Below are 14,246 nucleotides of genomic sequence, written 5' to 3' on the forward strand. Positions count from 1 at the left end.
CCGGAGCGAGCGCTAAGGCCCTGGTCCGTTCGCGGTTCTTCTCCTACAGCCCCGTCACACCTTTCCACGCCGTCCGACACGGCGCTTTCCCTACTGCAGCCTAGTTGCCTAAATCCAGGACACACCCCGTCCTGGCTGCCCCACTGATGCTAGGAAAGATCCACAGGTATACTGAGGTATCTGGATAGTACATGGTTGGGCGTGCGGGAATTGAGGGAGGGAGTATGGGGGGCGCATCCGTAACTGAGCGGCTGGGTTCAACACCACAAGAGGAAATGCAGCACAGCAATGGCGGCCACGTCAAACTTTTTAGCGGCAACGCCAACCGCCCCCTGGCCGAGGCCGTCGCCAGGGCTCTGGGCATCCAGCTCGGGCAAGCCACCGTCGAGCGCTTCCCCGACGGCGAGGTGCGGGTGCGCCTTCTGGAGAGCATCCGCGGCGACGATGTGTACCTGATCCAGCCCACCGCCCCCCCGGTCAACGACAACCTCATGGAGCTGCTGGTGCTGGCCGACGCAGTGCGCCGTAGCAGCGCAGGGCGCATCAACGCGGTGATCCCCTATTTTGGCTATGCCCGCCAGGACAAACAAACCCAGGGCCGTGAGCCCATTACCGCCCGGCTGGTGGCCGGCTTGCTGGAACACGTGGGCATCCACCGGATCATTACCGTAGACCTGCACGCCCCCCAGATCCAGGGGTTTTTTTATCAACCCGTAGACGAACTCTCGGCGGTGCGCCTGTTTGCCGAGTACCTGGAAGAGCGGAATCTGACCGAGAATGCGGTAGTGGTCTCGCCCGACTCGGGGCGGGCCGAACAGGCCCGCCGGCTTTCCGAGCGGCTCGGCCTGCCCCTGGCCATCCTGGCCAAGCGCCGCACCGGCCCCCGCGAAACCCAGGTCAGCTATGTGATTGGGGACGTGGCCGGCAAACGCCCCCTGATTATTGATGACATTATCTCCACCGGCGGCACCATCCGGCGCGGGGTGGAGGCCCTGGTGGCCGCAGGTGCTGCTCCTGAAGTCGTGGTGATGGCCTCGCACGCAGTGCTGGTGGGCAACGCCCGCGAGAACCTGGCCCACCCGGCCATCCTCGAGGTCATCTTTACCGATACCATCGCCCTCAGCCCGGCGCTGGGCTATACCATCCTGCCCACCGCACCCCTCCTGGCCCAGGCCATCCGACGGGTGCATACCAACCAGTCGGTGAGTGTGCTCATTTAGGGGCCCCGGGTCATATCCAGCAGGCCCTGGCCCCTGGCCTCCACCGGCGCATCCCCCAACCCGCTGGACTCGGTCAAGTTGGCTAGCAGGGTGAGCTCGAGGGCCTCCGGGGTCAGGGGGGTGAACACGCTGGCCTGCCGCACGATGGCCGCCGCGCCCGCCACCAGAGGGGCCGCAAACGAAGTGCCGGTGAACTCGGCCTGGGTGTTGTTGGGGCGCAGGCTTCGTACCCGCTCGCCGGGGGCCACCAGGTCAATAAAGTCGCCGTTGTTGCTAAAGCTGCTGACTCGATAATCAGAACCAAACAGGCCCACCGCCCCCACGCTCAGCAGGCCCTTTAGCGGGGTCATGCGGCGCGCGGGGTCGCGGCTCACCGATAGCCCACGGTTCCCCCCAAAGGAGGCCGGGAAGTGGTGCAGCGTACCTTTTTTGCTGGTGCGAATAGCCCACTGGTTGCCGGCGGCCACCACCACCGGAATCCCGTTTACTCCGCGCTTCATCAGGGCATCCTTGAGCAGGATGTAGACGATCTCGCTGGGGGTGTCGCTGCCTAAGCTCAGGTTGAGGATGAGCTTCTGGTTCTTGTTCTGTTCGGCATAGGCCACCGCATAGCAGACGCCCCGGATGACCGCGGCCAGCGCACATTTGCCGTTTTTATCGCAGCTCTTGATGGGCAGGATCCCGGCAGCGGGGGCCACTCCGTAGGCAGCGTCGGCGGCCAGCACGGCCGCAGCCGTGCCGTGGCCCAGGCCATCCTGGTACTCGTCCTGGTTGGGGTTGGGGGTCTCGAGGTTGGTGAAGTCGGCCCCGGGGCGCAGGTTAAGGCTAGCCAGGCTGGCCACCCCGGTGTCCACTATGGCGATGGTGGTGCCGGCTCCGGTGAAGTTGCTGGACGGGTTGCGCCGGATGGCCTGCCGTGCATCGATGGGGCTGGTGCCCGGAGACGGGCTCTGGTCGGTGTCGTAGCCGGTGAGGGGGTCTATGCCCACAATGCCGTCCAGATCCACCACCAATCCCGCTGTGGCCGCCTCGAGACGCTCCAGCAAAGCCCCGATGGCCAGGGGTGCACCGGAGGCCTGGGCCACCTGGGCCAGCCGTCCGGCGCAGGGCCCGCTGGCCCCGCCCAGCGGCACCGAGGACTCCCCCTTGGCGCTGGGCACCAGGCGCAGACCAGCGCTGGCCATCTTCTGGCTCAGGCTGTCGTCGCTTACTTCAGGCCGAACAACCAGGAGGGCCTCGGTACCCACCCCCTCACCCAGTACCGTCAGGCTGCCGGTGGCGCGGTTTTCACCCTCGGTGACCTCGAGGGCCTGGGGGCCGCCCCAAAAGTCGCTGGGAACCCGAAAAACCACCGCGCTACCGGTCCCGAGGGCCTCGGTGCGGACCTCAGAAATGGTCTCCCCCGCCAGGCTCAGGCGCAGGCTCGAGCCGGCCCGCCAGGGCAGGTTCAATCGCACCTCCTCGCCCCAGGTAGCCCGCCGCGGGGTCGGGTAAACCGTGGCCGAGACCGGCTCCCCACCACTGCGCGAAAAGTCGCAAGCCGCCAGCGCCACCAACACAGCCCACACCACTATCCATCGCATCCTGAACCTCCAACCACAGGGTTTCCTCGAGCAAGTACGCGCTCTTAGGCATAAACTCATCGTGCACGACCTACCCTGAACGCTCCATGAACACCCTTAGCTGCTCGCGTTGTTGCTGGGCCAGATCGGAGTAACCCGCATTCTCCGAGACCGCAATGGCCTCCTGCCAGACCTCGAGGTCGCCCTCCAGTTCGGCCAGGTTGGAAAGAGCCAGGGCCAGCACATACGCCTCGCCGGCCTCCCGCGCGGCGGCCACGGCCCGCTGGTAGAAGGTTCGGGCCGCGTCGGTCTGCCCCAGGGTGTGCTGCACGGCCCCGGCGTTGTTGAGCGCCAGGGCCAGCTGCTTGAGGTTGCCCGATGCCAGGGCCACCTGCTCCGCCTGGAGAAAGCTTTGCAGGGCCTGCGCAAGGTTGCGCTTGCGCTCGTGCTCCTTGCCCAGGTTGATGAGGGCCTGGGCTTGCACCTGGGGGTTGTCTTGCGCGGCCTCCAGCACCTCGGCGAAGGCTTCGGCGGCATCCTGGCCCTGCCGGGCCCGCACGATGGCCAGGTTGCCCAAGGCACCCAGCCGGCGGCTTTCGTCCCCCAGCCCCAGCCACAGCGCCGCCGCCCGCCGGAAAGCCGCCGAGGCCTCGGCCAGCTGGCCCCGGGCCAGATAGATAAGGCCCAGGGTGTTGTGGGCCTCGGCGCGGGCTTCTATGCCGCCCGAGAGGGCTTTTTCGGCTGCCTGCTGCGCCTCGTCGGCACGGCCCGAGCGGTGAAACAGGGTGGCCTTCAAGGCCAGGTGCTCGGGCGTATCGGGCAAAAAGCGCATGACCTCGAGGGCCTCTCTGTAGAGCCCGGCCCGCTCCAGCGCCCGGGCCCGCAGCAGGCTCAGTTCGGGGTGCTGGGGCGCTTCGGCCAGTTCCTCGGCGGCCCGTCTGGGAAAGCCCCGCCGGATGAGCTCGGTGGCCCAGGCGGCATAGGCCTGCAGCAGGTGGGGCAGGTCGGCTTCTTCGATGAGGGCGCGGGCCCGCCGGAAAAACGGCAGGGCCTGCTGGGGCCTGAGCTGGCGGGCCAGCCCCAGGCTCAGGCGGGCCTCCTGGGCCGGGCGTTCGGCCACGAAGCGCAAGGCCGCCTCGCGCCCGTACACGGCTCCGTTCAGGTCAATCAGGCCCGCCGAGAGCAGTTCGTCGACTGCCTGGGCCATGGCAGTAGCACTCAGTCCCGCGGCGTTGCGGGCCAGGAGCAGGTCGGGGTTCTCCAGCAGGGCCAGGGCCATGTAGACCTGCCGGGCCTCCTCGCCCAGGGCCAGCAGGCGGGTCTCGAGGGCGGCCTCGAGCGGCTCACCCCGCAGCCAGGCCGCTACCAGGGCCGGAAGTCCTCCGGTGGCCTCGTAGGCCCCCGGAAAAGCGCTCAGCTCTCCCGGGCCCAGCGGTTTCAATTCCAGTAGCACCTCTACCCCAAAGGGGGGCTCGCCCTGGCCTGCCAGCAGCACCCGCCCGGGTGGGCGCAGGTTGCGCAGCCGAGTGAGCAGGCGCTGGCTTTCGGGGTCTATCTGCTCCCATCCGTCTACCATCAGGTTTTCGCCCAACGAAGCCAGTCGGCGCAAAAGGGTTTCTTCACCCCCTTGCACGGACTCCAGCAGGGGCTCGAGGGTGGCATAGGGCAGCCCCGAGCGGGCCGGCAGGTACAGCCAACCGGTACGAACCTCGAGCTCCCGCAACAAAGCGCTTTTGCCCAATCCAGCCCCACCCTTCACCCAGACCCAAGCACCCTCCGGGGTATTTAGCAGGCTTTGCAGTTCCTGCTCGCGCCCCACCAGGCCCGGCTGGGCCGGGTTGCGCGAAGGCGTGCTGCGCGAAAGGCTCAGGCCCAGCTCCCGCGCCTCCCGCTCGAGGGTTTCGGCCAGGGGGTGTGCCGCTGCTAACAACAGCCGGTGCAGCTTGGGCAGACCTTCGGGCTCGAGGGGCGGTGCACCCGCCACCCGGTAGGCCTGCTCGGCCTGGGCCGCAGCCTCGGCAAAGTCGGCTTGGGCGGCTGCCCGCTCGGCCAGCACCAGGTGGGCCAGGCGCACCTCCAGGGCCAGTCGCTCGCACACCTCCAAAACCCACTCCTCCAGCTCGGCCCCCAGGGCCTCCTTGAGCCCCTCGGCAAAAGGCCCCCGGTAAAGCCGCAAACCTTCCTCCCAGCGCCCGGAGCGCAGGGCATCCTGCAAGTCCAGGGCGTCGCAGTCCAGGTCTACCCAGGCCCGGCTCTCGTCGCCGTAGATGGCCCCCAGCTTGCGCAGTTTGCTCAAGGCTACCGCCAGCGAGTTCATGGGGTCGGCGGCCTCGGGCCAGAATAGCTCGGCCAGAAAGCGCCTCGGTTTGGGGCCTTCCAGGGCCAGGTAGGCCAGCAGCAACAAGGGCTTTTCCCGGCCAAAGTTGCTGCCCTCGAGCCGCAAGCCGCCCAGCGTGTACAGCATGACCTCAGTCTACCGGGGTTGCCCTGCGTTCATGGAGCGTTAAGGGGCGTTTCGTTAATCTTCGGGGGTGCTCGAGTATGGCACACTACAAGCAAGGCGCAAAGGGAGGTTACGAATGAAACAGGTATGGTTTGGTCTTTTGGGGTTGCTTTCGATGTTGCTCACAGCTTGTCCTGGTGGTGGCGGAGTTACCTGCGATCCCACCGGCACCGGCAACCTGGTGGTGAACGTGGCCGGCTTGCCTGGCGGGGTCGATGCTGCTGTTACGGTGAGTGGGCCGGGCGGCACCCAGGCCCTCACCGGCAGCCAGACTTTTACCGGAACAGCAGCAGGCCTCTACACCATTACGGCAGCCAAGGTGGCTCAGAGCGATCCGTTGATCCGCACTGCCTTCAGCGCCACCGTTAGCAGTAGCCCGGCTTGTGTCCGCAACGGCCAGAACGAGACCGTGACCGTCACCTACAGCCCCATTCCCACCAGCAACAAGCTCTGGATGGACAATGGCAACCCCCCCAGCGGGGCCTCGCCCGTGTTGGCCTTTGCCGCCTCGCTCTTGGGCAGCACCGCCACCCAGAGCCCCAGCGTGAGCGCCGGCACCATCAACATACGCGACCTGACCTTTGACAAAGACGGCAACCTCTGGGGCATCGGGGGCACCACCGCAGACCCCAACCTGGCCCGCTACCCTGCCGATGTGCTGGGCACTTCGGGCAGCAAAACCCTTGACCGCGGCATCAACATCACTGGCATTGGCTGCTTGCCCGGGCCTGCCCGGCTGGCCTTTGACGCAAACGGCAATCTCTGGGTGAGCGTGCCCTGCGCCAACAAGGTCGTGCGCATTAGCGCGGCCCAGCTTGGTGCTTCGGGTTCGGTCACGCCGGGGGTTGAAATCACCGGACTCAGTGGGCCTGAGGGCCTGGCCTTTGACAGTGCAGGCAACTTGTGGATTGCCAATGCAGGAGCAGACCGGGTAGTCAAGTTCAATGCCAGTCGCCTGAATGCCAGCACCAGCGGCGCCGACCTGACCATCCAGTCCCAGACCCCGAGCCCGGTCATCAACACCCTGGACACCAACCTCCTGGCTTTCGATGCTTCGGGGAACCTGTGGGTCATGGCTTTTGGCGGCAATGTGCTGTACCGCCTGACCAGCAGTGACCAGGGCGGCAGCGGCACCAAGACCCTCACCCCGGCCATTCAGGTCAGTGTGCCGGCATCGGCGGTGCTCGAGGGCATGGCTTTTGACGAGGGCGGCGGTCTATGGATCACCTACTCCGCTGGCAAGTTTGCCCGGCTTTCCTCCACGCAGCTCGGCACCAGCAGCACCTCGGGTAGCCCCACCACCCCCGAGCGGATCATTACCAGCAGCAGCATCGGCAGTGCGGGGGGCCTGGCCCTCTACCCTGCCCCGGCGGGCCTACCGCTTTACCACAAGCTACCCTAGCCCCTCGGTCAGTCCCTCAATCCCACCCCGGGGTGGGATTTTGCATTAAAGCGTTCATGGGTCGTTCAGGGGGGCCCACCTACCCTGGGGGCATCTAGGAGGGAGGTAAGCGATGAAACACACCTGGAAGCTGGCACTCCTCGGACTGGCCGTCGGACTTCTGGCTGCTTGCTCGCAGCCCAAGCCTCAAGAGGAAGAACCCGCGGTGGTGGTTCCCGATACCACCAAAGTACTGGACGCCGGGAGCCGGAATGCCCTGAGCGAGGTAAGCCCCGACGGTACGCTGCGCTTTGACCCGCGCAGCGGCGTGGAAAACCGGCTCAAGGCTGGCGATGTTGTGGTGAGCGAACCTGCACAGGCCATTCCCGATGGTCTTTTGCGCAAGGTGCGAGCCGTGCGGGTAGAAGGCGGCGCGGTGCTGGTGGAGACCGAACCGGCCAAAATTCAGGAGGCCATCCACCGGGGCAGCCTGAGTGTACGGCGCGAGCTCAAGCTCGAGGATCTGCGCAGCTCGGTCTCGCTACAGCAGGGGGTCTCGGTGCAGGGTTTTAGGCACACCCTGAATACCGACTTTGGCACCGGTGGCCGTATCCGCGCTACGGGCACCCTTGAGATCAACCCGGTTCTGGACTTCGACCTGGGCCTGCGTTGCGACGAGACCGTCCGGGTACCGTTGTTGGGTCGGATCTGTGCGGAATGGCCCGACCTCGAGGTGCTGGCCCGTGTGGGGGTGGAGCAAAGCGCCAACCTTCGCCTAACAGGCGAGTTGGCCTATACCTTCGAGCGGGAGTGGCCCATTGCAACCCACAACTTTGCCCCCCTGACTTTTTTCATCGGCCCGGTACCGGTGGTGCTCACACCTAAACTGACCATATTCCTCCGGGCCGACGGTGAGGTAACGGCGCGTTTTAACTTCGAAGTGCAGCAGTCGCTTACGCTCATAGCCGGCTTCGAGTACAACTCCGACCGGGGCTTCCGCGACCTTAGCGAACATCGAGCTACGCTCGAGCTGCAACCGCCCACCCTGGAAGGCCGCGTTCTTGCGCAGGCTACCGCTGGCGTGCGCTTCCAGGTTCTGCTCTATGGCGTGGTGGGGCCTTACGGCGAGCTGAGGGGTGGCCCTAAGTTCGAGGCCAGCTTGCAGGGGCTTAGTGGAGGCGTGCTGTGGCACCTCAGGGCCTGCCTTACCCTCTCGATAGGCATCACCTCGGTGGAAATCCTCGACCTGCGCTATAACAAGGATCTGCTGCAAGCCTGCTTGCCCATCAGCCAGCGTACCAACACCCCGCCCACCGTAAGCATCCAGAGCCCCACTGCGGGCAGCGAAATTTACCGAGGTGTAGCTGTTACGCTGCGGGGTCTGGTCTCCGATGTTGATGCTGCCCTGGGCCAGGGCGTAAGCTGCCGCTGGACCTCCAGCATCCCCAGCGACCCTAGCCCCACAGGTTGCGAGGCCAGCGCCACCTTCAGTACAACCGGCAGCCGTACCCTGACCCTTACCGCTACCGACACCGCCGGAGCCAGCCGCAGCGCTAGCGTGACCATCACCGTCCGCGAGCCGCCGGCCATTCTGGTCAGTATCAGCAGCCCAGCCGATGGCGCCACCCTGTATTTTGGCGAAAACACCAACCTCTCCGGCTCTGCCAGCGGCGGCACCGGCCCCTACACCTACACTTGGCGGGTGGCCTTCCCCACCAACGCAGCGGGCGAGGGCGGCACGGTCTATACCATCGGGAACGGGGCCAACCGCATCTGGCGGCCCAGCGATACCATTCCTGGCCTGAGCTGCTCGAACATGGGATATGCGAAGCTGACCCTCGAGGCCCGCGATGCCAACAGCCTGATGGGAAGCCGCTCCATCATTGTCTATCTCACCACTTTGTGCTAAAACGCAAAACCATCACAAAACCCTGCCGGGTGGGCAGGGTTTTTTTACGCGGGCCACCCAGGCGCCTTGTTCATGGGTCGTTCAACCCCTCCCCTCTACCCTTGGGGCAGCTTCGGGAGAACCTGAAGACCCGCAAGGAGGACCCTTATGAAGCACCTGTGGAAAGCAATCTTTGCCAGCTCGCTGCTCTTACTGGCGGCCTGTGGAAGCAACAAACCCGCAGGCACTCTGCAAATCCCGGTAGATACCAGCCTGGCCCCCGCACAAGCCACCCTCCCCGGCCCCGACGGCAGCCCGCGCCCGCTGGCGCGCATGGTGGGCGAGAGCGGTATTGCCATGGACTTTGTGCTGGGCGAGCTGGTGGTCAGCACCGATGACGAGTCCCGGCTCAATGCCTTCCTGGCCCGCTGGGGCGGTCGGGTAATCGGCCAGGTGGAAAAGGTGGGCGACGCCCCCAAAACCTACCAGGTGCAACTCGACCCCTCGGCGGCCCAGGTGGAGCGCATCCTGCAGCAGCTCAACCAGAACGTGCCCAACTTGAAGGGGCGTTTCAGCACCTCGAGCCCAGCCGCTGCCCAGTTGCTGGCGGTAGCGCTGGCCGAGGCCCACCAGGAAAAAATGACCGTTAGCCCCAACTTTGTACTCGCCTCCGGGGCCATCCCCAGCGGAAGCACCAGCGAAGCCCCCACCCCCAGCACCCCCGACATCCCTTATAGCCCCAACGCCTTCGAGTGGCCCTACATGAACCGGGGCAGCGCCCAGGACATTGGGGTGGGCGAGGCCTGGCGTTTGCTCGAGCGGGCCGGGCGTTTTGACAACAAGGTTCGCATCATGATTCTGGACGGTGGGTTCGCACCCAGCGGCGACTTCCCCGAGACCCGCCAGGTAGTGGGGAGCTGGAACGAACCCAACGCCCTGCAATGCTCGGGCGGCGGTTCCTGCCCCTGGCACGGCACCCACGTCACCACCTCGGCCATGGGCCGCCCCGACAATGCCTTTGGCGTGGCCGGCCCCGCCGGGCCGGTAGGGGAGCTCCTGGCGGTGCCTTTCCAGGGGGACTTTATCGGCATCATCACCACCCTCGAGCGCATCATCACCGCCACCCTTTTCGGCAATCCCAAAATTATCAACATGAGCTTTGGCTTCGAGCTCGATCTGGGCTGGGACGTCGCGGTTAGGGTGGCCTGCCTGGCGTTGTGCCCCGCGCCTAGCGAAATCATTGACGGCTTCACCACAGCGGTCGCGGCTACCGGCAAGCTCCTGTTTGCGTCTGCAGGGAATGCAGGCAAGGATGTGGACAACGGCGGCGGCATCGAAGGCTCTACCTTCATTCCCTGTGAGTCGCGCTCGGTGATTTGTGTGGGCGGCATGGCCCACGATGCCACGGCCCGTGACGCCGGCTCAAACTTTGGCAGCAAGCGCGACGACAACAGCGTGGACATTTATGGCCCTTACTGGCTCTGGGTCGGTTTCGACCCCGACAACCGGGCTAATCAGGCCCGCCTGCGGGCTGGCACCAGTTTTTCCTCTCCCTTTGTGGCGGGCGTGGCAGCATTGGTCTGGGCTGCGAACCCTTCCTTGAATGCCGGCCAGGTCTGGTCTATTTTGCGCGACACGGCCCATGTGGGCGGGGTGGGGGTACGGGGCCACGAGCGCCGGGTGAATGCCTTTGCGGCGGTTTCTCAGGCCCTCAATGTAGGCCCCAGCGGCCCCAGCATTACGCTGAGCGGCTCGGCCAACGCCAATCTCAACCGGGAATGGAGCGTTACCGCCAACGTGACCGATTTCGCAGGCAGCAACTGCCCGCCCATCTCTTGCCCGCTGACTTTTGAACCGACCCCGACACGGGTTGTGGGCAACACTGCCTTTTACCGGTTCAATACGGCAGGAAGCCGCACCATTCGGGTCAACACCCGCGACCTGCTGAACCGTGAGGGCAGTTCTACCCAGGCCGTAAACGTGGTCAACACCCCACCGGTAGTCTCGATCTCCCAACCCAGCAGCGGTGCCAGCTTCTTTGTGGGACAGACCGTGCAACTGCTGGGTTCGGCCACCGACCTGAACGAAGGCCCCGACCCTGGCCCCGGCCCGCTGACCTGCGTTTGGAGTGTCAGCCCCAGTAGCGCTGGTTTCCCACGCTCAGGCTGCAACACCACCGCAAGCTTCGCCACCACCGGCGCCCGCACCCTCACCCTGACCGCCACCGACCCCCAAGGGCTCAGCACAACCGCAAGCGTTAGCATCACCATCAACCCCGCCCCGGCCAACCTGCCACCCAACATTACGCTGGGCAACCTGTCCCCTGGCATCAATTACAACAACGATGGCTACACCTGGACCACCCCCCTGAGCGCTAGCGGCAGCGCCACCGACCCCGAGGGCAACACCCCCATCACCTACACCTGGCGGGCCACCTCCTACGCCCCAGGCGGGGGCACTTCCACGGTTTTCGCCAGCAATGTTGTGGTAAGCGGCCCCACCACCAGTAGCGGCAACCTGGCCTGGACACCCTCCAGCACCCCATCGCTATTTGCAGCCTGCTCGGTGACCAACGCCTACAACGGCCAGGTCGTGCGGCTAACCCTGACCGCTACCGACTCGCTGGGCAACTCGAGCACCCGCAGCCTGCCGGATATTAAGGTCTATCGTTGCACCCTTGATTAGCTTGATTAAGAACCTGATCCGGTCTTTCAGGAGGGCCCCCTAGGGGCCCTCTTTCTTCATAACTGATTTTACGCGGTGCTGAGTAAGGGCATAAAATAGGGCTTCCTGCGGTCACAGGAGGCCCGAGATGAATCCACCACAGCCGATGAAGAAAGCAGTCGAAGCGATGACGAAAGCAGCCGATACCCGCAGTTATTTCGGTATTGCAGAAGGCTGTAAATACGCCCACGACTGTATACATCGAGCCTTGGAGGTGGAGCTGGAGCGGTATTGCATGTGCTGCTTGACCTTGTTGAAGTTGTTGGGTGGCCTGAACAAAGGATATTTGATACTGGATGACCTGGTGATCGCTCGTTGGCAGCGTGGGCTGTTGAACCTGCCGAAGATCAAAGATAGTTCGAGCAATCAGTATGTGTGGGGTTTTGGACCAGATTGAACGCAAGGTGGGCAGTGGCAGCTTCAGCCCGCTCACAAGCATCCCCCACGAGATGCGCGGCCCTCCGGGGCAGAGCCACACCGACAGCGACCTGGCCCCCAGCACCAGCGTCATTTTCGACATCGTTCCCGTAGGGAGCACACGCGCCGGGCTCAAATAGAGGCCTCGAGCACACCAGGCCGGCACCGCTCAGGCGCACGGTGGCAAAATCTTCTTTCCTGCCGCCCTATCTCAAACCTTGACCACCCCAGCGTCTACCAGGTTCTGGACTTGCTCCGGCGTGTAGCCCAACACCTCCGTTAGTACGGCCCGCGTATGCTCTCCCAAGAGCGGCGGGTGGGCTTGAACCTGAGCAGGGGTGCGCGACAGGTGTGCCAACGGGGAGCCAACCAGGGGAATGGTGCCCAGGGTCGGGTGCGCAACCTCCAGGCGCATACCCCGGGCCTGGGCCTGGGGCTCGGCAAAGGCCTCGGCCAGGTTGTTGATGGGGGTGACCGGAACGCCGGCCTGGCTGAAGCGCTGCAGCCACTCCCGGCGAGGACGCTCGAGCAGAATGGCCTCGAGCCTGGGCAGTAGCTCGGCGCGATGGGTCACCCGGCCTGCGTTGGTCTGAAAGCGCTCATCGTCCCATAGCTCGGGATGCTCGATGGCCTCGCAGACCCGGCGGTACTGCTCGTCGTTGCCCACGGTCAGCATGAACCAGCCATCCGAGGCGGAAAAAGCGCCGTAGGGGACAATCTGGGGGTGGGCGTTGCCCAGCCGCTCGGGTAACTGCTGGGTCACCAGGTAACTCTGGGCCAGGTTAACCATGGCCGCCAGCCCCACATCAAAAAGCGCCAGATCAATATGCTGACCCAACCCGCTTCGGGCCCGCTCCTGGAGGGCCGCCAGCACCGCAATGGCCCCATTCATCCCGGTCATCAGGTCTATCCAGGCCACCGGAACCCGCATGGGCGGGCCTTCCGGTTCCCCCGTCACCGACATAATGCCGCAAAGCCCCTGCACCGCCACGTCGTAGCCGGGTTCCTGTGCGCGGGGGCCGGTCTGGCCGTAGCCGGTGATGGAGAGGTATATAAGCCCTGGGTTCAGCCGGGAGAGGCTGGCATAGTCCAGGCCATAGCGGGCCAGGTCGCCGGTTTTGTAGTTCTCCACCAGCACATCGGCCTGCCTGGCCAGCGCCTGTACAATCTGCTGGCCCTGGGGGTCTTTGAGGTTCACCACCACGCTCTTCTTGCCCCGGTTGCAGGAGAGGAAGTAGGCGCTTTCGCCCTCAGGTGCAACCTCCCATCTCGGCAAGGCAGTTTCTAAGGAGAATTTCCCTTTCTCCAGCGAACTGCTGACCCCTGACCCCCCTCCCCTGATAAAGGGGGGGCCCCAACTGCGGGTGTCGTCGCCCCTGGGGGGCTCGATTTTCCAAACCTCTGCGCCCAGGTCGGCCAGCATCTGGGTACAGTAAGGGCCCGCCAGAATACGGGAAAGGTCGAGCACTTTGAGACCGTCCAGTGCACCCATGGTCAAAATACTAAGGCTTTTGCAGGTACAATCGGGCCCATGAAGGTACTGATTACAGGCGGAGCAGGGTACATCGGCAGCACCATCGCCAACGCGCTAGAGGACACCGGCCATGTGCCAGTACTGCTGGACTCGCTGGTAACAGGCCCCCGGGCCTTTACCGAGGGCAAAATTTTCTACCAGGGCGACATCGCCGACAAAGCCTTGCTGGAGCGCATCTTTCTGGAGCACCCCGACATTCACAGCACCATCCACTGCGCTGCGCTCATTGTGGTGCCGGAGTCGGTGCAGGAGCCCTACCTCTATTACCGCGAGAACGTCTGCAAAAGCCTGGAACTGTTCAAAAACCTGGAGCAACTCGGCTACCCCCGGGTGGTGTTCAGTTCCTCAGCTTCCATCTACGACGCCGTGCCGGGGTTCAAGGTCACCGAGACCTCGCCGCTCAAACCCAGCTCACCCTACGCCCGCACCAAGTACATGATGGAAATGGTGCTGGAAGACCTGTCCAGGGCCAGCCGCCTGCGCGGCATTGCCCTGCGTTACTTCAACCCCATCGGGGCCGACCCCAAACTGCGCTCGGGCATCCACGTGCGCGAACCCAGCCACGTGCTGGGCAAGATGGTAGACGTGGCCCTGGGCAAGCTTCCCGAGTTCACCATCACCGGCGTGGATTGGCCCACCCGCGACGGCTCGGGCATTCGTGACTATATCCACGTGTGGGACCTGGCCATGGCCCACGTGAAGGCGGTAGAGCAGTTCGACGCTGTCATACAAAAAACCGGCAGCCCCTACGTGGTGATAAACCTGGGCACCGGCAACGGGGTCACGGTGAAAGAACTGGTCGCGGCCTTTGAGCGCGTGTACGGAAAGCCAATTCCCAAGCGCGAAGCCCCGCCCCGCCCCGGGGATGTGGCCGGGGCCTATGCCAACGCCGACCGGGCTTTGGAGCTTCTGGGCTGGAGGGCCGAGCACTCGATTGATGAGGGCATCGCCAGCGCCCTGGCCTGGGGCCAGAAGCGAAAGGCAATTCTGGGGTACGCCTGAAGCTTACAATCAGCC

Annotated in this window: 10 protein-coding genes; 7 read left to right on the plus strand and 3 right to left on the minus strand. The window is 64.7% G+C overall.

Going from position 1 to position 14,246, the window contains the following annotated elements:
• Positions 1-275: 275 nt before the first annotated feature.
• A complete protein-coding gene (locus tag Mhypo_RS07090) occupies positions 276-1,220 on the plus strand; it encodes a ribose-phosphate diphosphokinase (RefSeq protein ID WP_119340599.1) in 945 nt (314 codons plus the stop codon).
• Here Mhypo_RS07090 and Mhypo_RS07095 read toward each other — a convergent pair.
• Positions 1,217-2,803, minus strand: coding sequence for a S8 family peptidase (locus Mhypo_RS07095; protein ID WP_119340600.1), 1,587 nt, complete (start codon positions 2,801-2,803; stop codon positions 1,217-1,219). The two genes, Mhypo_RS07090 and Mhypo_RS07095, sit on opposite strands and share 4 nt — an antisense overlap.
• 70 nt (positions 2,804-2,873) lie before the next feature.
• Positions 2,874-5,246, minus strand: a complete 2,373-nt coding sequence (locus tag Mhypo_RS07100; protein ID WP_119340601.1) for a tetratricopeptide repeat protein — start codon at positions 5,244-5,246, stop codon at positions 2,874-2,876.
• A 115-nt stretch (positions 5,247-5,361) separates the two neighbouring features.
• On the opposite strand from Mhypo_RS07100, the gene Mhypo_RS07105 reads away from it, so the two are divergent.
• The 5 genes from Mhypo_RS07105 to Mhypo_RS18080 all read left to right on the plus strand — a co-directional run bounded on the left by Mhypo_RS07105 (position 5,362) and on the right by Mhypo_RS18080 (position 11,835).
• Positions 5,362-6,687, plus strand: coding sequence for a Vgb family protein (locus tag Mhypo_RS07105; protein ID WP_119340602.1), 1,326 nt, complete (start codon positions 5,362-5,364; stop codon positions 6,685-6,687).
• Between the two features lie 112 nt (positions 6,688-6,799).
• On the plus strand, positions 6,800-8,575 hold the full coding sequence (locus tag Mhypo_RS07110) for an Ig-like domain-containing protein (protein WP_119340603.1): 1,776 nt from the start codon (positions 6,800-6,802) through the stop codon (positions 8,573-8,575).
• 147 nt (positions 8,576-8,722) lie between these two features.
• Positions 8,723-11,239, plus strand: a complete 2,517-nt coding sequence (locus Mhypo_RS18735) for a S8/S53 family peptidase (RefSeq protein WP_119340604.1) — start codon at positions 8,723-8,725, stop codon at positions 11,237-11,239.
• A gap of 127 nt (positions 11,240-11,366) precedes the next feature.
• Entirely contained in the window at positions 11,367-11,675 is a 309-nt protein-coding gene (locus tag Mhypo_RS07120; protein WP_147075369.1) for a hypothetical protein, read from the plus strand.
• Positions 11,662-11,835 (plus strand): hypothetical protein, encoded by a 174-nt coding sequence (locus Mhypo_RS18080; protein ID WP_170148239.1) that lies wholly within the window; start codon positions 11,662-11,664, stop codon positions 11,833-11,835. The genes Mhypo_RS07120 and Mhypo_RS18080 overlap by 14 nt, the downstream gene beginning before the upstream one ends.
• Positions 11,836-11,906: 71 nt before the next feature.
• On the opposite strand, the gene Mhypo_RS07125 is transcribed toward Mhypo_RS18080, so the two are convergent.
• Positions 11,907-13,187, minus strand: coding sequence for a CaiB/BaiF CoA transferase family protein (locus Mhypo_RS07125; RefSeq protein WP_119340606.1), 1,281 nt, complete (start codon positions 13,185-13,187; stop codon positions 11,907-11,909).
• Positions 13,188-13,226: 39 nt separating this feature from the next.
• Here Mhypo_RS07125 and galE point away from each other — a divergent pair, with 39 nt between their 5' ends.
• Positions 13,227-14,231 (plus strand): UDP-glucose 4-epimerase GalE, encoded by a 1,005-nt coding sequence (galE, locus tag Mhypo_RS07130; protein ID WP_119340607.1) that lies wholly within the window; start codon positions 13,227-13,229, stop codon positions 14,229-14,231.
• The last annotated feature ends 15 nt before the right edge of the window (positions 14,232-14,246 follow it).

Source organism: Meiothermus hypogaeus, from assembly GCF_003574035.1.
In the GTDB taxonomy this organism is placed as follows: domain Bacteria; phylum Deinococcota; class Deinococci; order Deinococcales; family Thermaceae; genus Meiothermus; species Meiothermus hypogaeus.